Genomic DNA, 21,537 nt, shown 5'->3' with positions numbered 1-21,537 from the left:
CGATCCCTCAAAACATGACACAGCTTTTACAAAACCCTAGTGATATTCAGATAAAGTCCCGATTCGACAAGTGTAACAGACCCTTGAGGCTTCAATGAATCATAAACGCGTTAAGATGCGTGACCATAAAATCGAAGTGAACCTATTCAAAAACCGCGTAATCGTCGCGTTTTGTGGGATCTTGATGTTCACTCTTGTCTTAGTCGGCAATCTATACCGACTTCAAGTTGAAAATTTTAAAAGCTATCAAACTCGTGCCGATGGCAACAGAATCAAAGTATTACCTATCGCCCCTACTCGTGGACTTATTTACGACCGTAACGGCGTGTTACTTGCAGAGAACAAGCTTGTCTTTGATCTAACCATGATTCCTGAGCAAACCGATGATGTCGATGCAATGCTCGCCAAGCTAGACAAATATGTCCCCCGTGATGCAGAGCAGATCGCTCGTTTCAAAAAACGCTATCACAACACCCGCCGTTTTAAATCTGTGACTATTCTAGAGAACTTAACGGAGGAAGAGATCGCCAAGTTCTCCGTGCACCAGTACCAGTTCCCCGGCTTATCTATCGATACCAGCTTAAAGCGTTTTTACCCGAATGGTGAGGTGCTTACCCATGTTCTTGGTTACGTGGCGCACATCAATGATAGCGATCTCAGAAAGCTTGAAGAACAAGGGATAGAAGCGAATTATCAAGCTACAACAATCATAGGAAAACTGGGTGTTGAACGTTATTACGAAGATATTCTGCACGGCACCAAAGGTTATCAAGAAGTCGAAGTAAACAGCCGTGGGCGAATAGTCCGAACCATTGAGTACGTGCCGCCAGTAGCTGGTAAAGATATCGTGTTAAATATTGACCTTGAGCTGCAAAAATACGTCTTTGAGCAACTTGATCACCGAACTGGAAGCGCGGTTATTCTCGATCCGAAAGACAACAGCGTGTTGGCGATGGCATCAAGCCCGAGTTACGACCCTAACCTATTTGTCGACGGCATTTCGAGTAAGAACTACCAACGTTTATTGAATGATCCGGCTCACCCGTTGGTTAACCGCACCACTCTAGGCGTTTATCCTCCTGCCTCAACCGTTAAACCATTTATGGCTGTGGCAGGACTGCAAGAACATGTCATCTCTGAAGATACCATCCGTAACGACCATGGCGTTTGGAGAATTCCTGGCTCTAAACGAAACTCTAAATCGTGGCGTGACTGGAAACGTTGGGGTCACGGACCTGTCGATGTCACTCAAGCCATTGAAGAGTCGGTAGATTCATTCTTCTATCAAACCGCTTTCGATTTGGGTATTGACCGAATTTCAAGTTGGATGAACCGATTTGGATTTGGTGAACCGACAGGCATTGATATCTATGAAGAAAGTACCGCCAACATGCCGACTCGAGAATGGAAGATGATGCGTTATCGCACCCCTTGGTATCAGGGTGACACAGTTCCGATTGGTATTGGCCAAGGTTATTGGACATCGACACCTATGCAACTTGCTAAAGCAACGTCAGTATTGGTTAATCATGGTAAGGTGATGCCACCTCATATCTTAAGAGCCACCTTAGATCATGGTGAAGATTTCAGTACACAACAACTTGTCGAACCGGAGCCAATGCCCTCAATCACCGAAGTACCGGATAGAATTTGGGATGTGCCAATCAATGCGATGCGACTCGTAAACCACGGCAGCCGAGGTAGCGGCAGGCGCGCATTTAAGGGAACTAGCTACACTAGCGGCGGAAAATCAGGTACGGCACAAGTCTTTGATCTTGCGAAAGATCAGGTCTACAACTCGAAGAAACTCGCTAAGCATTTACTCGACCATGCGCTTTACACGGCTTTCGCACCTTATGAGCACCCTGAATATGTCGCAACTGTGGTCATTGAACACGGTAACGGCGGTTCAAAAGTCGGTGCGCCTTATATCCGTAAAGTACTCGACTATGCCTTTGAACATAAAAGTGGCGAGAGCAAAGATCACTCCTAACACCAATAACTTAAGTCGCTACAGCACATAACGTAGTTACCCAAAACATAACGTAATAACGACAAAGCCCCACTTGTGTCACTCACAATGTGGGGCTTTCTGTTTTAGGGTTCTAAGCAATTAGACAGCTAAAAATGCCTGTCGATTATGAGCTTCTTAATACATGCCATGCTTCACAGAGCGTCTGAAATTTTGCGGTGTTGCCTTCGTCTCTGTCCGGATGCCATCTCAATGCCAGTTGTCGCCAACGTTTTCTAATTTCATGGTGTGTCGCGTCTAAAGGTAACTCAAACAGGTTCAATGCTCGACTTCGATCCATATCGAGTTCATCACCACCCACATACTTTCTATACCGAGTCCAAAATTCGTTCAACAGCCTTTTGACTTCACCTTCATCCGCTTCATAGTTAACCCAATTAATGTAGTATTCTCGAAGTGGGTCTTGATGATCGATGCTGTGACTGCTTCCGTGATAACGACCATTCATCAATTCGATGTCCATCGCTTGGACTTGGAGCCAACCATCTGGGTGTAAGGTTTCTTGAAGCTGATAAAGCGCATTCATGATAAGGAAGTTCTTTTTAAACAACTCTTTCTCAGGCACAGCATCCAACACTGGCACAAACCCAAGATCGTTCAGATGAGCTGCCAATGTGTGTACTTTCCATCCGCTTGGCTTTTGCTTAAGCACTTCCATTATCGGCCAAAGCAATGGGTTTTCCATATGGCAATGAAAGTTTGCTCTCACATCTTGATAATTCGACATAGTTGACTCAGTTAGCTTCTCTGAATTAATGGATTTCTAGAACTGTGGATACTATAAGTAACCTGTTTCGCATCCGTTGCGTATCTTCTTTAATTGAAAGCGATTTTCTAAGATTTGTCGAGCTTAAGGACAAACAACTTTCTAACGTTTGGCTTAAAGGCACCTTTTATCGTCAAAACTGAGTACCATTTCGTTGAATACAACCATTAGGGCGTGTTGACCTTTCGCGGTTAAATTTTGTTCGAGATAAAAGCGTTTTAATCGCGGCGAGGGAGAAGTAGCCTAGTCATTCTAAGCAAATCTCCCTCAACAAAGAGTAAAACGCTTTTAGCCGAACCCTTCGGGCAGCGTTTGCTGGTCATTTCTACTACGTTATCGGCTTCTCATGTAGGCTAGCTACACATCGATGCCTCTGCCTTGTATAAATACCCAGCAACTCGCTGCAAAAATCAGCTCGAAAGATCAACACGCCCTAGTAATAAAGCCGCAATTCTTTGGTACGGATACAAAAAAGGTCAGCGACTTAGCTGACCTTTCACATCTATCCCAATTTTAGGGACGAAGCATTGAACTGACTAGATAACGCCAAGCTCTCTTAGACGTTCCATTAGGTATTCGTTTGCTGTGTACTTTTCAGATAGCACTACTTCTGGTTTCGGGTGAAGGAATAGAGGCAAAGAGATACGAGACTTCTCTTGGCGTTCACCTGATGGGTTGATTACACGGTGAGTTGTCGATGGGAAGTAACCACCAGATGCTTCTTGAAGCATGTCACCGATGTTGATGATCATGTTACCGAAGTCACATGGAACATCTAGCCACTCGTCATTTTGAGCTTTAACTTGAAGGCCCGGCTCGCTTGCAGCAGGAAGAACCGTCAGTAAGTTGATGTCTTCGTGTGCCGCAGCGCGGATTGCACCTGGCTCTTCATCACCTTGCATTGGTGGGTAGTGAAGAACACGAAGCAGAGTCTGTTCACTGCCGTTGATCATTTCTGATAACGCAATAGAGAATTTCTCTTGTACTTCTTTAGGAGCATGAGCTTCAACCCAACCTAGCAGCTCTTGAGCAAAAGCATTCGCACGTTGGTAGTAATCTAGAATCTGTTCTTTCAGCTGTTCAGGGATTTGGCCCCAAGGGTATACGTGAAAGTACTCTTTGATGTCTTTTACAGTGTGGCCTTTAGCAACTTCAGACACTGAAGGTGGAAAATATCCATCTTGTGTTTCAACATTAAAGTGGAAGTTCTCTTTCTCTTCAGAGATGAAGAATTGGTACCAGTTTTCGTAAATTGACTCAACAAGCTCTTTCGGGATTGGGTGGTTCTTAAGAACACCAAAACCAGTTTCACGTAGAGAGCGAACAAATTGTTCTGCTGCGTCGTCAGCAAGGTAATCGACAGTTTCCAGTTTCATGACTTTCTTTCTTGTTATGTAGTAATAGAGCGATTTTAAGGATCGCTTTGTTGTAAATCAAACTTTTGTGAAACTCTAGCAACCGTTTGTCTAGATACTGGGCGATAACACCACTTTTCAACAAATCTGGTGATTAAGACCTAATTGAACACTGTTCATTATTGTGTAACACTATTAAAAACTTCGACGAGAGATCTTGATATGACAATCACGCCACTTGCTCAAAATCGACCATTGCTGTCATTGACGACGCTGTATCTGACTGTGTTTCTATTTTCAGCGTTCGCTCCCTCTTCAAGAGCGGTGTGGATTGCCGAAATTGTCCCAGCGCTCGCGATATTGGTGGGTATTTGGTGGTTATCAACAAAGCTCACCTTCACTAAGACAGCTTACGTTTTGATGTTTATCTGGCTGATTTTGCATACGATAGGCGCAAAATATACCTTCGCGGAAGTGCCATTTGATTGGTTCAATAACATGATAGGTTCAGAACGGAATAACTTTGACCGTGTCGCGCATTTCTCTATTGGCCTTTATGCTTACCCACTCGCTGAGTACTTGATTCGTAAAAAACTGGCTCAACCGGTGCTGGCATGTTTCTTTGCGCTATTTGCGATTATGAGTGTTGCTGCAGGTTATGAAATTATCGAGTGGTGGTACGCGGAGATCGCAGGTGGTGATGAAGGTATCGCGTTCCTTGGCTCACAAGGTGATATTTGGGATGCACAGAAAGATATGCTGTGTGACACCACGGGCGCAATTGTCTCGCTATTACTTCTTAAGCTTCAATGGCGTGTCAGAGCTTACTGAGCTCAATTCTTTACTCTGAGTATCAAAAGCAATGTTGAAATGCCACACACAAACCGTGCTGTGGCATTTTTAGTTTCAGCATTGTTTGCTCGTTTTAATATGACTGGTCGTTTCATCGTGACAGGTTATTTCATCGTTACCTTGCCACCAACAAACTTGTAGGCTGGCGTACCTCGAACCAAAGTGTCTCGCGCAAATTCAATCCCGCATTCAGGGCACACACATGGTTTTGTCGTGAAATCTTCAACGATACGCTCCTTAAAACATTTCACGAGTGCACCTTTGCCACCTTTCCGATACTTAAAAAGCTGCGTTTTACATTTGGCACAGAAAATCTGAACCGTCTTGGTCGGTTGTTTCTTGTTTGGTTTAGCCATAGAAGTTAATGATTGAACTCTTTATTTCTTAAGTTTAGGGGCGACAAGAACCAAGCTTATCCCTAGAAGTATAACGGTTGATGAGACTATAAATTGCATGGTGACAGGTTCAGATAACAGTAATACACCACCAAGTGTTGCGATAACTGGAACAGAAAGCTGTGCAATAGACGCCACCACGGTATTCAGCTTTTTCACCACGTAATACCACAAACTATAACCCACACCAGAAGCCACAGAGCCCGATATAACCGCGTAAATCAAACCTTGTTCAGTGATAGACACTTGCGTTAACGCATTAGGAATCAAAACTAACAAGCTTAATGCCAAAAGGATAACTAGCGAACTGAATCCAAAGTTAGCGGTGGTCGATTGCAGTGCGTTTGACGATGTCTTTCCTGCCAATGTGTAAATGCCCCACCCAACTCCGGCCAGAGACATCAAGATAATAGAAACTAAATCAGGTGCCTGTGTCGATTCCGTTGGCATTAATAAATAAACAAGCCCTGCTACCGATAACAAACATCCGCCCCATTCAATCAATGACATTCTGTTGCCAGAAAACAAGTGCGCGGCAATCATCGTAAATTGCACCGCGACAAACAACACCAGAGCACCAAGACCTGCGCCAAGCTCTAAGTAAGCAAACGAAAAACCAAACATATACACGAGCAGTGACAATATTGATGTGAGTTGAAACTGTGATTTGAGCTTTGTGTATAGCGATGTGTTACTTGCTAACTCACTTTTAGCTTTAGATTGGGAAGATAAAGCTAATAAAATCAAAAGCGTAAGCGCACCAGATAAGATGCGAACGATCGAAAAGCTCAAAGGATCGATCGTTTGATCCATTAAGGCCCAGCGACACAGAACTGAATTAGCAGCAAATGCCACCAGCGTAATAAATGTAACCATCAGAGTTTGCATCGTTTTTCCTAAATGAGTTATTTGGTCCTAATTGAGTTTTCTTGGATTTCAATCAACGTCAGGCTTCACCCAAACTTGGCTAAAGTCGAACCAACCTAATGCATTACATTTCGCGTTTTGCAACGTACCACATTGATCTTTATTGACGCCTAACCAGCAATGGAACATCGGGATCAATTGATTGCTTTGGACTAGTTGTTTACCTAACTGTCTTGCTGGGAATTGCTCGAATTCACCAGAACGCCAACGGTCAATCATGTGACACCATTGGTCGAAGTCTTCTGCCGGGCTAGATTCATCAAGAAAACTGTAGTCCATTAACCAGCCAGCCAAGGCGTCGTCTCTGTTATTGGCGATGCCCATAGGGTTAATCCAAACATCAACATCATCGGCGTGCGGAGGATCGGTTTCGTAACCGTAAAGATCAACATCGACGTTGTATTGCTTCAGCACCGTGACAATCGCCTTTGCAAGCGTTGGGAACATTGGGTGTTGGCATTGATACGCTAATCTTATGGTAGGCTTCGAATCTGCTGGTGGACAAACGGGCACTTTTAACTTTATGTCATACCAACCGGGTTTTATCCCATAAGCGTGTAACACGCCCAAATCGATAACAGTCTCTTTTGGAATATGAACAAACAGATCCGCCGCATTCAACGCGTTAGATAAAAACTGTGCCCATGCGGGATCTTGTGCAATACCCTTCTTTCTATTGAGCAGTAAATACGTGCAACCAGGATCGAGTTCTACTTCATCGCTATCGCCACGGTCGGCCATAACAGGCTTAGATAGGCTTGGGTAAACCATTGAAGAATAAGCCTCATCCACCACCCAAACTTCAACGCGATCAATTAACGGTCTGAAACCAAAGTACCCATTGAAAGCGGTTAACACGAGTTGTTTCTCGTCGTTCTTTTCAATGCGATAAGGTCCCGTTCCAATCGGTCGAATATCGTAGTCTTCACCACGTAAAGTGATCGGTAATGTGACTTTAGCGACCGATTCCGTTAGTGCGAGGGGAAAATACTTGTCTGGACGTGTGAGAAAAACATCTACTACACAATTTGCAGGTGAAGAGACATCTTTGATATGCGAAAACATGTTGAGAGGTTCGAGTGCAAGCAGTGTATCCACAACATGATTGGTTAACAGAGGTTCCCCGTTATGGAAACGAACACCGGGTCTCAAGAAGAATCGCCATTGGTAATCGCTGATTTTTTGCCATGAATGAGCAAGATCGGGTTGAAGTTGGTCATTCTCATCTAGACGAGTCAACCCACTGAATACCTGACAAGCGATATGTTGCTCTGAACGACGCATCGATTTGGTTGGGTTAAGCATTGAAAGCGGCCGGTAATAAGGCAAACGAATAACTTGTTCGCCTTCTTGATACTGTACGCCCAAGTAGTTTTGAATAACTTGCGTGAGTTTGGCAGCATTGTGATCAAGCACTGACAGCGCCTGTCCAATTTTTCCTTCCTGCAAGTAGCGTCTTGCTAAGTTCTCGCTGACATCACAACGATTCTGTTTAAAGATAAGTTGAGATAACTTTCCTCGACCTGCTGCAGGTAACCATTCTACCCACCCTTCTTCTTCAAGCTTGTTGAGTACCATTCGGGCATTACGACGGGTACAACAAAGCACATCCGTGATGTCGTCGAGTTGAACATCAGAATCTTTACCATCGAAGTATTCAAACAGGGTTTCAAATTGAACGCGAAGTCTTGGGCTGCTCATAAAGAGGAAAACTTATTCAAAGGACATTGAATTCAGTTTCCCTATTTTATGGCGTAAAATCAATATTACTGACACAATTTTATTGTGAATTATGAGTACGACATCCTAAGATGTTATTCAATCTTAAGGGTTAAGTGCCTTTACCGTAAAGGATTACATTACATCGCAGCCAATTTCATTAGCGATTTCACGGAGCTGCTGTTCATCGTCTAATTTTATCGACCATTTACACTCAGAACCGTTAGCTGAAATAACATTTGCCCCTTTTCCGATCAATTGAATTGCATCAACTTGGGCTTGCAGCGTGACTCTATGCTCCCCATCTAAACGAACAACCAATTCATGTGCGGTTGCGATGACTTTTCCACTTTTAAACGTTATGACCATGGGCTTCTCGGGTTACTTCTTTAAATACTGATTGCTTGTTCTAAGTACTGATTACTTCTTCTAAAGACAAAACCAGCGTACGACTGCCTAGTCTGTTATCGCTTATGTTTCTTAACGGCAATGGTTAAACGGCTGGTACAAACTAAGCGTTGACGATCATCAGTGATATTGATCTGCCATACTTGAGTAGAGACGCCCAAGTGAATAGGCTCAGCAGTACCAATGACATGCCCTTCACGCATTGACCTTACGTGGTTCGCATTGATATCGAGCCCAACGCAATAATAGCCTTCTGGTACGCAGAAGTTTGCAGCCAATGAGCCAAGCGTTTCTGCTAGCACAACCGATGCGCCGCCATGAAGCATACCCAGTGGTTGGTGCGTAAAGTGACAAACCGGCATGGTTGCTACCAAAGAATTGTCATTTACTTCGGTGTAAACAATGTTGAGGTGTTCAATTAAGGTATTTTTTGAGGTCGCGTTGAAGGTATCTAGGTCAACGGGCTTTTTCCAAATACTCATGTGGGTTCCTTAATTATTGATCTTGTTATCGCGTGCATAGCTTTTTCTATATTACTGGCTGTTAGTTATCTTTCAGCCCTTAGTTATTGCGCAAGTTGATGTTAACATGCATAAAAACTGAATACACAGAGGATATTGTATGACGTCATGGATGAAGTTTGCCTCGCTTCTCACACTAGCAGGCCTAACCGCGTGTAGCGCTTCTCCGACAGGCAGAAACCAATTGCTGCTTTTTTCAGATAAAGACATGTCTCAGCTTGGAGCACAGTCTTTTGAACAAATGAAAAAAGAACAACCCATCAGCAAAGATGCCAAAACTAACGCTTATGTTCAGTGCGTAGCGAACAGCATCACTCAATATATTCCTAAACAAGGTTTTAGTGAATGGGAAGTTGTTGTGTTTGATAGTGACCAAGTGAATGCATTCGCCCTGCCTGGCGGAAAAATCGGTGTATACACGGGCTTACTCAAGGTCGCAGTCAATCAAGACCAACTCGCGACGGTTATCGGTCACGAAGTGGCACACGTTTTAGCGGACCACAGTAATGAGCGCCTGTCTCAGTCTCAAATCGCTAATACGGGCTTGTCTATTACTAACGTCGCGTTAGGCGCATCAGAATACAAACAGTATCAAGGTATGACGATGGCCGCGTTAGGGTTAGGCGTTCAATATGGCGTTATTCTACCGTATGGGCGAACTCAAGAGTCTGAAGCCGATGTTGTTGGTTTAGAGTATATGGCTCAAGCAGGTTTCGATCCAAACCAAAGTGTCAACTTGTGGCAAAACATGGCGAAAGCATCAGGGGGTAATCAACCGCCAGAGTTGCTTTCTACGCACCCTTCCCACAGTACGCGTATTAAAGATCTACAAGCAACGATAAAAACGCTTCCTCAATCAGGTTCACCAAGACCAAATTGCAAAGCGTAATCTAAGTAAGAATCGCCTAGCTGGTGTAAATACAAAAATGCCCTATCCATATTGGTTAGGGCATTTTCAGTTTCTTGCTTGCTAACAGTTCAAGTGCACTAAGCAGCTGGATAATTCCAACAACAGAAACTCACTCGTTAAGTACCAAGAATTTGTAATGGTAGGCTTAATAGCTGATCACCAGTAGATGCAAAATACCAGATAACACCAATCAAACTGCTCACTAAACCTACATACCAAACGAACGACACGACTTGCCCGTATTTGTCTAACGGTAACAAGTGACTGTGATGACGTCCTTTCCATTCGAACAGTATTTCAACACTGCCCATGATCAATAAGAAACCAAACAGGGTTAAATTCAACTGATAACTCAATACCACACCAGCAACGGCAGCCGCGACACAAAGTACAATGCCAAGTACGCTGTTCATCGAGAAACTGATACTTTTAAGAACATGTCCGCCATCGAGAGGCAAAATCGGCAATAGATTGAACAGGTTTAATAGAGCATTAAATACTGCAAGGCCGGCAAAGAACATTTCGCCAGTCGCCCAATACAGCACCATAAATACTAACGACAATATCAGGCCGAACAATGGCCCCATGATTGAGATAACCACATCTTGCCAACGCGTATTAATCTTTTCATCGGATAACGCCAAGCCACCAAGAAATGGTATCAAATAGATCCCTTTGGTTTTCATGCCGAAGTATTTCATCGCTCTAATATGACCGTACTCATGGAACATTAAACAGGCGATTAAGGCCAAAGCGAACTGAATTGAAAACAACCATGAATAGGCCGCTAAACTCGCAGAGGCAAGTACGACCTTGATTAGCTTGGCGCTTTTAAGCGCTTTCATACCAAGCGACACCAACCCAATTAAGCTAAAACGCTTCTCTGGTTTAGGAGCGACAACAGGAGTTTGTTGTTCAATATCTTTGGTGTTTCGATTGCCTTCGGTAATGGTTTGCCCATTCACCGACGCTTTATACGTCATCTCAAACGGTTGCCACTGAACGGTCGATTCAACGTGACACTGCAACGTTTCTTCGCCAGCGCGTAGTGTAAATTCGTGTTTTCGGGCGTCTTCTTGGTCTGTGGTCGCATCTAATTGAGATACCAAAGTGTTATCCCAATACAACTGTTGCCACCCTGCCATTGATCCTTCTAAACGAAGCGGTTTTCCAAGAAACTCTATCGCGAGTAATTCCAAACTTAAAATTCCAATTTAATGACTTCTAACGAGTGTCGATATTATGCCGATTTAGCGAATGGTGGTAAACAGAAACAAAGTTGTTACATATTGAGCTATTGAACACTATTTATACCGCAACGATGCATAAACACTCTGGTCACACCTCCAACCACGAATAAATTATTGATTATACTTATATTATCGATGTTAAAGTGCCGCCCCTTTAAAACATAACCTCACAAAATAACAACTCTTTCTTTGACTTTATATAAAACATGAATTTAACATGTCATTTACATTAGAGCTTCAACACCAAAAATGCTCAGTGTGTTTTCAAACCATAATAACGAAATTCGATGCCCTAGGAGGGTCAAGGATGAAAACAATACAACGCTCTCTCGTTTCACTTTCAGTACTATTTGCATGTAACTCACTTGCGGCTGGTTTCCAAGTTGCTGAGCATTCTGCCTCAGGTCTTGGTCGTGCCTTTTCAGGTGAAGGTGCAGTAGCTGATAACGCGAGTGTACTAGCGAGAAACCCCGCCGCAATGACCCTATTTGATACAGCCCAATTTTCAGGCGCGGTTTCTATCGTTGATCCAGAGGTTAACGTTTACGACGTTGACGCTAACGAGCATTCAAAAGATGTTGCTCCATTACAAGTCGTGCCAGCCGCATATTACATCAGCCCAATCAACGAAAAATGGGCTTGGGGTATCGGTATGTTCACCAATTATGGTGTTGCTACGGATTACCCTGATGACATCTCGGCAGGTGATATGGCCGGTGATACGTCGCTCTTATCTGTAAATCTAAATCCAAATATTGCGTATCGCGTGAATGAATCATTTAGCGTTGGTGCAGGTTTAAACCTTGTGTATGCGGAAGCTGAACTTACTCGCCATAAAGGCGAGCTCGCTAACTTTGTTGGTGGAAATCCATCTGACAAACTTATAGGCATGACCGGTGAAACATTTGCCTATGGTTGGAATGTTGGCGCGATGTATGAGCTGAACGAAAACAATCGCTTTAGTATCGCTTACCGCTCTTCTGTTGATCTTGATTTCGATGACGGTGAATTTACCAGCTACGATTCAGGTAGAGCAACATCTCCTAAGGTTGATGGTCGTCTTCAAATCGAGCTTCCTTCTATTCTGGAGCTTTCAGCATTTCACCAACTTAACGAACAATGGGCAATTCACTACGGTTGGCAACAAACTGATTGGAGTACTTTTAAGGAGTTAAAAGCAACAAGTCCAGATTGTACTGACAACGGTGTAGTAGGTCAGTGCTTCTACAAACCTGAAAAATATGAAGACAACAATCGATATTCACTAGGCGCAACGTACCAACTAAACAGTAAGTGGACATTAAGAGCTGGTTACGCTTATGACGAACAAGCTGGTGAAGCAACTTTAAGCATTCCTGATAGTGATCGTATGTGGTATAGCGCTGGCTTCACTTATGTTTGGAGCGAAAATATGACTGTCGATGCAGGATTCGCACTTGTTGTAAGTGATGACGGTGAGTTCACTGAGACAAATGGCGCTCAGCAAGAAAGGACTTTCGAAGCAGAAGGTACCGCTTACCTTTCTTCAGTTCAGCTTAACTACACTTTTAACTAAATCAGGATCGTATCATGAAACGTAACTTTAAGATCTCTCTACTATGTTCAGCGATCCTGCTAGCAGGTTGTGGCGACAACACCGAAAGTTCGGTAACAAGTAACCAACAACTTGAAGCCTATCTAGAAACGTCTTTGGCAAGAGCGACAACTCAAAAAATGCTCTTGCAAGGTAGTAATGCATCAGTTCCTTTAAGCAATAACCTATTATTTGACTCTACAGATGGCACGTTAGCGATCCCAACAGGTGGCGACGATAGCATTTCTAACCCAAAAGCAGCATTAAATTATGCCGATGGTTTTTCGACCAGCATGCCAATTTACATCGAGTTTGAAGGCGACGGTTTTGGTGATACTCCTGGAGTTGTTACTTCCGGAGTGACATTGTTGAAGCTTTCTAAAAAGCTAACAGACACATCCACAGCGGCTCAAGTACCAACACCTGTTGCTAGCTCTGAATACAAAGTTTACAAAGTAGGCTCAAACCTAGCAATTACACCTAATACTCTTTTTGATGAGAAGTCTGAATATTTGCTTGTTGTTACTGATGACGTTACAGATGTAAATGGTAACCCAGTAGGTACATCGCAAAGCTATGCGGCTCTCAAAACAGCCACTAAAACTTATTCAACCGGTGACTTAGCTAGTGCGCAAACTTTAATTAAAGGTCAAGAAGCTATAGCTGCCGCTGTTGGTATTGATGCGGAAAAGATTGTGTATTCAGCTTGGTTTACTACAACTTCTGTTGGTGATGTTCTTGCCTCTACAGCATCGTTGATTGGCGGAATGATTGATGCTGGGGCCCCACTTTCGACTTATTGGAATGGCAGCGCAAACCCAAATAATATCGATCTGACAAACGCTTACAATCTTAGTTTAGATTCCTCATCAACAACACCATTTGCTACAGCAATCGCTGCAGATGCTGACTTTAAAAAATATCTTGCCGATGACGATGCAACAGAAAATGCCACTTTGATTGGAGGGATAAATCTCCTTTACTCTAACGCTGGTATCAGCACTACGTCGGTAAACGTGACTAAAGGTACTGTTCAACTCCCATATTTCTTGGAAACCGATCCAACTAAGTTCTCTACAACACCATTTGCATCAGCATTGGACAGTTTAGCGGTTATAAAAAGCGCACTAACGGATAACTCTACAAGTTCTTTCGTTGGTGGAGAGTTGGTTAAATTAGGATTAGACCCAACAAACCTTAGCGCAGCTGATGTCACGACTTTAATGGGAAAAACACTCACAAAGGACGCAAGTGGAACAGCTCTAGATAGTGATCGCATTGTCACTCAGTATTCACCAATACCACAAATTAAATCACTTGAAGCTGTTGATGTGCTTTTGTTTACTCCTGTGACTGACCCAATAACCGGGGTTGTAATCTACCAACACGGTATTACCTCTGTAAAAGAGAATGCGTATGCGTTTGCGGCAAACTTAACGGCTGAAGGTCTTGCTGTCATTGCAATTGACCACCCTATTCATGGGTCTCGTTCACTTGCCGGAGGTGCTATTTCAACTAACGATAATGCTCTGTACTACTTAAATCTAAGCGCTTTGCCCGTTGCGCGTGACAACATCCGTCAAAGTGCACTTGATGTAATAGGTCTTCGTATGGCACTTGAAAAAGTGGGGAATGACTTTACTGGTACACCATTAGCCGGAGTTGATGTAAAAGACACAACCGTTAAATTTATGGGCCACTCATTGGGCGGTATTACTGGATTTACGTCAGTAGCTACATCTGAAATTGCTGGTACACATAAATTTAGCTCGGCGGTATATGCTAATTCAGGTGGGCACATTGCTGAATTACTCTTCGCATCGGAAACCTTTGGCCCCGAAATTAAACACAATCTAGCTAAACAGTTAAATGCAACGTATCGGGATTCAGTGGCTTCAGCTTGTACTGCGGCTGACATTGAAGATGGCGATTGCTATACCGCTTTTGCTAAGGAAAATCCAACTAGTGCCGCAGCAATTGAAACTGAATTAGTTGCATTTAAAGTCGCCGCTCAAACCCTTATTGACACGGTCGATCCACATTCAATAGCAAACACTGAGGAACAGTCATCAATTAGCTCTAGCTATCCAACGTTGTTGATCCAGTCGCAAAATGATGAAACGGTACCAAACAATGGCAATGATGATAATGGTGCACCGTTATCATATACGGCTTCATTTGTTGGCTCTGAAGGGTTAGATTCGACGTTAGGATTGACTGACTCAACAAAAGCTAGCCCTTCAACTGGGAATCGTGTGTTTGTTCAATATAACGAAATAGCTAAACACTCAACGATCATCGGACCGCAAGCAGACCTTTCTGATGCCACTCATACCCTATCAATGAGAGCTCAAGTAGCTGATTTCTTAGAATCGGATAGCCTTGATGCAGCAGCACCGGATGCTTTATTGGAATAACTAAGACTTAAGCTTTTCACTAAACCAAATGCCAGCCTAACCGCTGGCATTTTTGTATCTGTCGTTCGAACAAGTCCCCTAGTTGACCGTTTGCATAAAACTTTAAAACACAAATGGTTGATCTCAGCTAAAATTAATCAAGACAGAATACCGTACGACCTCTTTCTTTATTGTAAATAAAGTGGATAATAGCCCCGTAATTTAATACCTAATAAATGTGAGTCCATTATGTCTTCTGAAGCTACTATGCTAGAACGCTGCCAATCTAAATGTGAACTATGTGGTTCTGATTCTTCTCTTACTGCATACGCAGTGCCGCCACACAGCCACGTAACAGTGGATCACGGCATCATGGTATGTGACAAATGTCTTGGTGAGATTGACAATCCTAAAGATATCAACCACTGGCGTTGTCTGACTGACAGCATGTGGAGCCAGGAAGCGCCAGTTCAAGTAACGGCATGGCGTCAACTTACTCGTCTGAACACAGAAAGCTGGGCTCAGGACGCGCTAGACATGATGTACCTTGAAGAAGAAACATCAGTTTGGGCACAAATCGGCATGTCTGCTGATGACAAGCCTCTTGATGTGAATGGCGTTGAACTTAAGAAAGGTGACGACGTAACAGTAATCAAAGACCTGCCAATCAAAGGTACTAACCAAGTGATTAAGCAAGGTACTGTTATTCGTGGTATCAGCGTTGGTGACGATCCTAAGCTTGTTTCTGGTAAAACAAACGGCGGTCAATCAATGTACGTAATCGCTGAGTTCTGCCGTAAGAAGTAATCTTACTGTAAGAAAGTGATAGAAAACGAAAAGGCGCTAATTAGCGCCTTTTTTCTTGGAGAAATTTAACCTATTCCGTTGTTCTAGAAACCACTGCCTACGTTAAAGTAGATAGCGCGTTCTTCATGGCTTTGCGCATAATCCATCCCAAGGTGCAAACCGTAACGTCTCGCGATTTGGTATCGAAAGCCGACACCTCCGGCATTGACGGTACTGTCGTGGCTTATGCCGTTATCTTGCTTTGCAACCCCTGAACCGTAAAACCCAGACACCTTCCAACGATGAGTGATGCTATACGTCAATTGGCCTTGAATTGTTTCAATCTCATCTCCTTGGTACCGATAAGATGACACCCCGCGTAACGACACGTACGGTTTCGCTGTGGGTGATACAAACAGGTCTTGCTGTTCGAAGCTTTGATAATTTGCAGCCAAGCCTAACGTCCATTTATTGGCAATTGGGATATAGGCTTCGCCATCTATGTTCAAATTTCGGTAATTGTAATCACTGCCAATCGCATCGTCGTACACCATGTAATCTGCAGACAATTTGTAACCTTTGGTTGGATAAAATAAATTATCTCTTGTGTCATATTCAGCCTCCAACCCTAAACCAGAAGTAACCGATTCGTTACCCAAAATTCGGTCTAAAACCATGTTATCAAATTCAATCTCAGACTTAGCTAATAACTGCTTTATTCCCAACATCCAAGGCGTATGCCCAATCCGGAACTGCACCTTTTGTGAAAGTACGGCTACCGAAGTTGACGTGCCTATTCTAAGGTCATGATCTATGGGGCCCCAGTTGATTGATGTGTACAAATCCAAATTCGCAACACCAAAGCCGCCGCCTCCTGTGTAACGAATGGAATCATTCATCCAAGATCGTCTATGGCCACCAAATACAAACCAAGTTTCGTTCTCTGTCCCTACTGCGCCCACTACTGACATTGCTGAGGGTACTAACTGCGCACCACCATCTATGGCAGAAAGAGCAGCTTGCTTTCTTTGTCGCTTTTCCTCATCCGTCTCATGTAAAAACAAACCAGCCACACCGCCGCCGTACCCCACCGCAGGCTCGGTAATCAAAATTGGGATAGGCAAAAAGCCATATGCGTTTTCCGCAAGGTGATGCCCCATATCAAATTGACCATCAACAGGATCATAAAACGATGCGAAAGAAGATGTTGTAAATAAAAAGCAGGAAAGAAGAACAATGCCGCCGCAGCGAGTCATAAAATTTGCCTCATAAAAAAGACCGGGTGACGAAACCCGGCCGAAAGTTTGCTTCCTTGCAATAAACATAGAAATTAAACACTTATTGCCAATAAAGGGGGTCCTTAATCGACGGGCATAGAATAGGCCAAATAATGGTGTTGCCCTACTCCTATATAGAGGATGTCGCCCTACAAAATTAAAGAGCTTTCGAGATGACAGAAACGCAAAAGGCTCATATAAATGAGCCTCTATTAATAAGTTACCTACATTCTTCCTTTGCTAATATTGACTCAATACTCGATCAACATGTTCTTGTATAACAGATAAAACCGATAATTTTACATCCTTCACTTGCTTAGAATGATTGCACCAAAGCGCAAAACCGAATTTGAATCCTTGGTGCATTTCAGACGACTGTATAGGTTCAATGTCGTAATGGGAAAATTCAGAATGAGCAAACGTTTTTGGTAACAGTGCCCACCCTAAACCGGCTTCAACCATTTTAATAACTAACGCCAATTGATCGACTTCTTCGTTATCGGAGCTGATGGTTACTTTTTCTGACATTCCCTCTTCAATAAACGATCTCAAGATAAACTGCTTTGAATTTCTTAACGCTAAAAGTACATCCTCTTGCGCCAAAGATGAGAACTCACCATTTTTTTGAACGAATGGGGAAAACTCAATGTGACCTAGAAAAGTCGCATCAAAGCTGTGTATACCCCGGCTGTCATGCACATTGACTAATCCAAAGTGGTACTCGCCACTTTGAAGGCCCTTCTTAATATCCTTTTTGTTTCGGATTAAAAAGTTCACTCGCATCATCGGGAAATCACGACGCAGTTTCTTTCGAATATCCAAAAGCATTTGATGAGGTATCACACCAGAATAAGCAAAGGTGATGTTTTCCAACCCGCCATAAGAGAGGCTCAATGCTACCTTATCGAAGGTACGAGCTTGTTCAATGGTTTGTTTAGCGTAATGGTAAAGAAGATGCCCGTCTTCTGTCGGCTTTACAGAGCGCCCAACCCTTTCAAATAGGCTTACCGCGAGTTGGTCTTCAAGGTTAGTAATAACCTGCCCGATTGTCGTTCTGTGTTTATTGAGTTTAACGGCGGCTTTGCTGAAAGAGAGTTGGTCATAAACGGTAACGAACGCGAGAAGTTGTTCAATGCTGAAATTCATTTTGTTGTGCTTACTTTTAATCGTTATGTATTTAAATTATCACAGGTTGGCGAAATATCTACTTTGTCAGAATAATATTAGTGAAAATAATTCGTCAATTTGAAACAAAAAACCTACGTAAGCTAGTAGGTTTTATCGTTGATGTCAAACGAATAACTTAAATGTATTCGATAACTCGAGCTAGATAGTTAAAGTCCCCAGAATCACCGTGGTAATTACGGTAAACATCGACACTGAAATATCTAGGTTGGTCCACTTGAATATGCTCAGCAATTCGCTGCTCGATGGATTCTAGAGTTTCACCTGTTTGCGAGTAAATGTATTTCTTGGTGGTCTTTTGAAGCTGGCGTTCTTTAGCTTCTTTGTGTGTGACGTAATTGTTCACGTCAACCCACTGACCAATGTAGTCAATCTCCACGTAGTCTGAATTTTCTTCAACCATGAACAACGCCGCTTCTTGTTGAACGTCGGCCAGTTGTAGCATGTCGTTATCGACTTTTTGCTGTTCCATTGAGGTCACATTTTGTGCCATGGCAGCGCTAGACGTTGCCATGATAAGTAGCGCTAAAACTGTTTTATTCATTTTACGATATCCCTAAATTAAGGTAATTCTGTTACCCAAGGTTTGCCCTGAGTTGCTTTGTGATAACCATATTCGTATATGGTTAATAAATAGTGTTCATCAAACATGTCTTTGGTTCGTTTGGCGTAACCAAAGTCGTGCTCGATGTAAGTAAATTGCATATCAATGTTGTTGATTTCACAGATGTATTTCATTCGATATAAATCACCACGTGTTTGAGCAAGAGTCAGGCTTGATACGCTCTTTGCTACTAAATCTAGACCCTTATCTCTCAGCGAGTGGTACGGCGCTTTCAGTGCTCCATTTCGAATAACATCGAGCTGTGGTGGTTTTTCTAACCCAAGAGCATCTGAGATCTGCTGATAGTCGAAGTTAGATGGATTGAAAAATACTTGAGCGGCTAAACCACCATCGACGTGAAGTTCTTCATAACTTTTACCTTCGTACTTCACATTGATAAACTGCGGTGGGAAGACTCCAGGAATAGAAGCACTTGCTGCTAAAACCTTATATATAAGTTCAGACTTATCTGGCATGTCACTATTTGCAATTGCGCCCACATTCCAAATGACAAGCTCTCCAGAATCAAAGTGTGTGCTACCAATAAACAAACGCTTACCGTTGCGGTGTCGCGCAGCAATTTGCTCGATCATCGGTTCAGGGAACGCCTGAGCGATAAATTGATTCAAGTTTTTACCGTCAGTAAAAGCATCTTTAAACACGGTGTTTAAAAAGTTCTTTTTGCCGAGCACTGATTTGTCATTGATGTTTAACATCACCTCCTTCATCTTCGGAAATGCATCTCCGCCGATGAATACAAATGGTGCCATTAGCGCTCCTGCACTGATGCCAGTAACTATTGAGTAGTCTTTCAATTGGCCAGATTCTTCCAGCCCTATCAAAATACCGGCTCCAAAGGCTCCGTTCGCGCCGCCTCCTGACAAAGCTAAGATATTTAGTTGCTCACCTGACACTTTAATTGGCGTTGTTTGATCGATTGGAGAGTATAAGAAGTCTGGGTTCTCACTCGCCCACATACGCAATGGCTCTTTTACTGATATCGCTTCTTCTACAACCACTTCTTTGTAATTGTCTTTTTGTACGCGTACATCCAACGTGTGGGGTGAGCTACATGCCACTACAAGTAATGACAAAGCAACGGTAAAACCCGAGGAAATTAGACGGTTCATAATTAGGCTCATTTAATGTTCTCTAAAATGATTCAGAAACTCTGTTTAATCAAAAGAACAGCTATAAACAGAGAAGTTAATAAATAGGGATAAAGTGAAGTCCGTCTCTTTCTGGGAGTAATATAGCTAGGTTTAGTCTTAGCTCGTAATCTCGTTTGTAGGATGCGACCCATCGAATAGGTACACCCTCCACCACTATCGGAGTTAAACGCTCTACCCGATTTTGACCACGTTGAAATCGTGGGTAGGCTCTACAAATTCATATTGTGCATTGATTGTTTGTAGCTCCCAAGTGCCATAGCTTTTAGTTAGCTCCAACACACCATAGACCGCGTTATTTGCATGTCGGAATGCAGCTACGGGAGACATTCTCTTTATTAACCCTGCGGTAAACAGGCCAGAGATAAGGTCACCGACACCAACCGGTTGTTGAGCAAATTCAATGTTCGGTCGTTGGGCTAAATAACATGCCTTTTTCGTTGCTAAAATCATACTGAACGCGTCATCGGGTAATGAGTGAAGATGCTTCACGAGCACCATCTTTGGACCAAGCTCCAATGCTTTCTTACATGCTGTAACCGCGTCATAAAGGGAGAGGATTTTAATGCCGGTCAATTCACTTAGTTCAAATTGGTTTGGCACTATAACATCGGCAATAGGAAGCAAGTGTTTAGTAATGGCGGTTCTAACGCCATCCTCAACGATACAACCTTTATCTGGGTCACCCATTACAGGGTCACAAACATAGAGTGCACTGTGGTTCTTTTCTTTAACTAAATTAACCGACTCGGCAACCGCTTTACATTGGTCTGCGCTTCCCTGATAACCCGATAGGATCGCACCACAGTCTTTCAGTACGTTGATGTTGTCTAAGCCTCGAATCAAGTTTCGAATATCATCTGAGCCGAATGTTTGCCCGGTCCAACCTTGTTGATATTGAGTGTGATTAGAGAACTGAACAGTGTGGATTGGCCACACATCGAGTCCCATTCTTTGGATTGGAAAAACCGCAGAACTGTTTCCTGCATGCCCGTAAACCACGTGAGATTGAATAGAAATAATGCTTTTCATGCGTCGCTCTTTCAGTTTGAAATGGATTTGAATACTTGGATAAGACGACTAAATAAACACAACGGAACATCAAGATAGGAAGTTTTATCGATCTAACCACTGTGCTTATTTGGTCGGAATAGCCTCGACATCGCCGAGGCTTATTCTTAATGAGTTGGACGTCATCGGCTTTAAATCATGTATTTGATTCTAAGCCAGACTTGAACTTATGCGTCTTGAAACTCAGCGAAGTACTCATCCAATACAGTGCGTGTTTCACGGCCAATTAGCTCGTACTCGTGGTGAGTAAGGTTCGCTAGTGATACACGTACTGATGCGTGTACTGTGTCGAAACCTTTACCAGGTAGTAAGATTACGCCGGTTTCGTGAGCAAGACGGAA

At 43.1% G+C, this 21,537-nt stretch carries 19 protein-coding genes and 1 pseudogene; 6 read left to right on the top strand and 14 right to left on the bottom strand.

Features of this window, described 5'->3' with window-relative positions:
• Positions 1-94 precede the first annotated feature (94 nt).
• Entirely contained in the window at positions 95-1,993 is a 1,899-nt protein-coding gene (gene mrdA / locus AB4274_RS19550; RefSeq protein ID WP_372113003.1) for a penicillin-binding protein 2, read from the top strand.
• 145 nt (positions 1,994-2,138) lie between these two features.
• On the opposite strand, the gene AB4274_RS19545 is transcribed toward mrdA, so the two are convergent.
• On the bottom strand, positions 2,139-2,759 hold the full coding sequence (locus AB4274_RS19545; protein ID WP_029235437.1) for a DNA-J related domain-containing protein: 621 nt from the start codon (positions 2,757-2,759) through the stop codon (positions 2,139-2,141).
• A gap of 575 nt (positions 2,760-3,334) precedes the next feature.
• Positions 3,335-4,174, bottom strand: coding sequence for an isopenicillin N synthase family oxygenase (locus AB4274_RS19540; protein WP_017060073.1), 840 nt, complete (start codon positions 4,172-4,174; stop codon positions 3,335-3,337).
• Positions 4,175-4,375: 201 nt separating this feature from the next.
• Here AB4274_RS19540 and AB4274_RS19535 point away from each other — a divergent pair, with 201 nt between their 5' ends.
• On the top strand, positions 4,376-4,984 hold the full coding sequence (locus AB4274_RS19535) for a DUF2238 domain-containing protein (RefSeq protein WP_065584967.1): 609 nt from the start codon (positions 4,376-4,378) through the stop codon (positions 4,982-4,984).
• Between the two features lie 125 nt (positions 4,985-5,109).
• Here AB4274_RS19535 and AB4274_RS19530 read toward each other — a convergent pair whose 3' ends face one another.
• From AB4274_RS19530 to AB4274_RS19510, 5 genes are all read right to left on the bottom strand, one after another.
• A complete protein-coding gene (locus AB4274_RS19530; RefSeq protein ID WP_017060071.1) occupies positions 5,110-5,361 on the bottom strand; it encodes a hypothetical protein in 252 nt (83 codons plus the stop codon).
• A 21-nt stretch (positions 5,362-5,382) separates the two neighbouring features.
• On the bottom strand, positions 5,383-6,288 hold the full coding sequence (locus tag AB4274_RS19525; protein WP_017064603.1) for a DMT family transporter: 906 nt from the start codon (positions 6,286-6,288) through the stop codon (positions 5,383-5,385).
• Positions 6,289-6,336: 48 nt separating this feature from the next.
• Positions 6,337-8,028 carry an SgrR family transcriptional regulator gene (locus tag AB4274_RS19520; RefSeq protein WP_017069657.1) on the bottom strand — a complete coding sequence of 564 codons (1,692 nt, stop codon included), beginning with the start codon at positions 8,026-8,028 and terminating at the stop codon, positions 6,337-6,339.
• Between the two features lie 153 nt (positions 8,029-8,181).
• Positions 8,182-8,415, bottom strand: a complete 234-nt coding sequence (locus AB4274_RS19515) for a DUF3389 domain-containing protein (protein ID WP_017064605.1) — start codon at positions 8,413-8,415, stop codon at positions 8,182-8,184.
• Positions 8,416-8,510: 95 nt separating this feature from the next.
• Positions 8,511-8,936 carry a hotdog fold thioesterase gene (locus AB4274_RS19510; protein ID WP_017060067.1) on the bottom strand — a complete coding sequence of 142 codons (426 nt, stop codon included), beginning with the start codon at positions 8,934-8,936 and terminating at the stop codon, positions 8,511-8,513.
• 139 nt (positions 8,937-9,075) lie between these two features.
• Between AB4274_RS19510 and AB4274_RS19505 the strand changes: the two genes are divergently transcribed.
• Complete coding sequence (locus tag AB4274_RS19505) at positions 9,076-9,864, top strand: M48 family metallopeptidase (protein ID WP_017060066.1); 789 nt, start codon at positions 9,076-9,078, stop codon at positions 9,862-9,864.
• 137 nt (positions 9,865-10,001) lie between these two features.
• On the opposite strand, the gene AB4274_RS19500 is transcribed toward AB4274_RS19505, so the two are convergent.
• On the bottom strand, positions 10,002-11,084 hold the full coding sequence (locus AB4274_RS19500; protein WP_017060065.1) for a site-2 protease family protein: 1,083 nt from the start codon (positions 11,082-11,084) through the stop codon (positions 10,002-10,004).
• Positions 11,085-11,442: 358 nt separating this feature from the next.
• Between AB4274_RS19500 and AB4274_RS19495 the strand changes: the two genes are divergently transcribed.
• The 3 genes from AB4274_RS19495 (at position 11,443) to AB4274_RS19485 (ending at position 15,911) form a co-directional block, all read left to right on the top strand.
• Positions 11,443-12,690, top strand: a complete 1,248-nt coding sequence (locus AB4274_RS19495; protein ID WP_136974605.1) for a porin — start codon at positions 11,443-11,445, stop codon at positions 12,688-12,690.
• A 14-nt stretch (positions 12,691-12,704) separates the two neighbouring features.
• The gene (locus AB4274_RS19490; RefSeq protein WP_372113000.1) at positions 12,705-15,125 is read left to right on the top strand and encodes a VolA/Pla-1 family phospholipase; all 2,421 of its coding nucleotides are present in this window, start codon (positions 12,705-12,707) and stop codon (positions 15,123-15,125) included.
• Between the two features lie 228 nt (positions 15,126-15,353).
• On the top strand, positions 15,354-15,911 hold the full coding sequence (locus tag AB4274_RS19485) for a PhnA domain-containing protein (protein ID WP_372112998.1): 558 nt from the start codon (positions 15,354-15,356) through the stop codon (positions 15,909-15,911).
• Positions 15,912-15,994: 83 nt separating this feature from the next.
• Here AB4274_RS19485 and AB4274_RS19480 read toward each other — a convergent pair whose 3' ends face one another.
• The 6 genes and pseudogenes from AB4274_RS19480 to AB4274_RS19455 all read right to left on the bottom strand — a co-directional run.
• On the bottom strand, positions 15,995-17,146 hold the full coding sequence (locus AB4274_RS19480) for a BamA/TamA family outer membrane protein (RefSeq protein ID WP_017069662.1): 1,152 nt from the start codon (positions 17,144-17,146) through the stop codon (positions 15,995-15,997).
• Positions 17,147-17,407: 261 nt separating this feature from the next.
• Positions 17,408-18,313 (bottom strand): LysR family transcriptional regulator, encoded by a 906-nt coding sequence (locus AB4274_RS19475; RefSeq protein ID WP_102394484.1) that lies wholly within the window; start codon positions 18,311-18,313, stop codon positions 17,408-17,410.
• A gap of 157 nt (positions 18,314-18,470) precedes the next feature.
• Positions 18,471-18,896, bottom strand: coding sequence for a hypothetical protein (locus tag AB4274_RS19470; protein WP_102394485.1), 426 nt, complete (start codon positions 18,894-18,896; stop codon positions 18,471-18,473).
• Between the two features lie 17 nt (positions 18,897-18,913).
• On the bottom strand, positions 18,914-20,086 hold the full coding sequence (locus AB4274_RS19465; protein WP_372112996.1) for a patatin-like phospholipase family protein: 1,173 nt from the start codon (positions 20,084-20,086) through the stop codon (positions 18,914-18,916).
• A gap of 213 nt (positions 20,087-20,299) precedes the next feature.
• Positions 20,300-21,157 (bottom strand): pyridoxal kinase PdxY, encoded by an 858-nt coding sequence (pdxY, locus tag AB4274_RS19460; RefSeq protein WP_017060057.1) that lies wholly within the window; start codon positions 21,155-21,157, stop codon positions 20,300-20,302.
• A gap of 206 nt (positions 21,158-21,363) precedes the next feature.
• A pseudogene (locus AB4274_RS19455) lies at positions 21,364-21,537 on the bottom strand (bifunctional aspartate transaminase/aspartate 4-decarboxylase); the annotation flags it as partial.

This window comes from Vibrio sp. 10N.261.55.A10, from assembly GCF_041470825.1.
In the GTDB taxonomy this organism is placed as follows: Bacteria; Pseudomonadota; Gammaproteobacteria; order Enterobacterales; family Vibrionaceae; genus Vibrio; species Vibrio crassostreae_C.
Note: the sequence above shows the minus strand (reverse complement) of the source record. Positions and strands in the feature narration are given on the sequence as shown.

Bases quoted from the DNA above. Each gene is read 5' to 3' on its own strand.
- mrdA (WP_372113003.1), top strand. From the start codon at position 95: ATGAATCATAAACGCGTTAAGATGCGTGACCATAAAATCGAAGTGAAC.
- AB4274_RS19545 (WP_029235437.1), bottom strand. From the start codon at position 2,759: ATGTCGAATTATCAAGATGTGAGAGCAAACTTTCATTGCCATATGGAA.
- AB4274_RS19540 (WP_017060073.1), bottom strand. From the start codon at position 4,174: ATGAAACTGGAAACTGTCGATTACCTTGCTGACGACGCAGCAGAACAA.
- AB4274_RS19535 (WP_065584967.1), top strand. From the start codon at position 4,376: ATGACAATCACGCCACTTGCTCAAAATCGACCATTGCTGTCATTGACG.
- AB4274_RS19530 (WP_017060071.1), bottom strand. From the start codon at position 5,361: ATGGCTAAACCAAACAAGAAACAACCGACCAAGACGGTTCAGATTTTC.
- AB4274_RS19525 (WP_017064603.1), bottom strand. From the start codon at position 6,288: ATGCAAACTCTGATGGTTACATTTATTACGCTGGTGGCATTTGCTGCT.
- AB4274_RS19520 (WP_017069657.1), bottom strand. From the start codon at position 8,028: ATGAGCAGCCCAAGACTTCGCGTTCAATTTGAAACCCTGTTTGAATAC.
- AB4274_RS19515 (WP_017064605.1), bottom strand. From the start codon at position 8,415: ATGGTCATAACGTTTAAAAGTGGAAAAGTCATCGCAACCGCACATGAA.
- AB4274_RS19510 (WP_017060067.1), bottom strand. From the start codon at position 8,936: ATGAGTATTTGGAAAAAGCCCGTTGACCTAGATACCTTCAACGCGACC.
- AB4274_RS19505 (WP_017060066.1), top strand. From the start codon at position 9,076: ATGACGTCATGGATGAAGTTTGCCTCGCTTCTCACACTAGCAGGCCTA.
- AB4274_RS19495 (WP_136974605.1), top strand. From the start codon at position 11,443: ATGAAAACAATACAACGCTCTCTCGTTTCACTTTCAGTACTATTTGCA.
- AB4274_RS19490 (WP_372113000.1), top strand. From the start codon at position 12,705: ATGAAACGTAACTTTAAGATCTCTCTACTATGTTCAGCGATCCTGCTA.
- AB4274_RS19485 (WP_372112998.1), top strand. From the start codon at position 15,354: ATGTCTTCTGAAGCTACTATGCTAGAACGCTGCCAATCTAAATGTGAA.
- AB4274_RS19480 (WP_017069662.1), bottom strand. From the start codon at position 17,146: ATGACTCGCTGCGGCGGCATTGTTCTTCTTTCCTGCTTTTTATTTACA.
- AB4274_RS19475 (WP_102394484.1), bottom strand. From the start codon at position 18,313: ATGAATTTCAGCATTGAACAACTTCTCGCGTTCGTTACCGTTTATGAC.
- AB4274_RS19470 (WP_102394485.1), bottom strand. From the start codon at position 18,896: ATGAATAAAACAGTTTTAGCGCTACTTATCATGGCAACGTCTAGCGCT.
- AB4274_RS19465 (WP_372112996.1), bottom strand. From the start codon at position 20,086: ATGAACCGTCTAATTTCCTCGGGTTTTACCGTTGCTTTGTCATTACTT.
- pdxY (WP_017060057.1), bottom strand. From the start codon at position 21,157: ATGAAAAGCATTATTTCTATTCAATCTCACGTGGTTTACGGGCATGCA.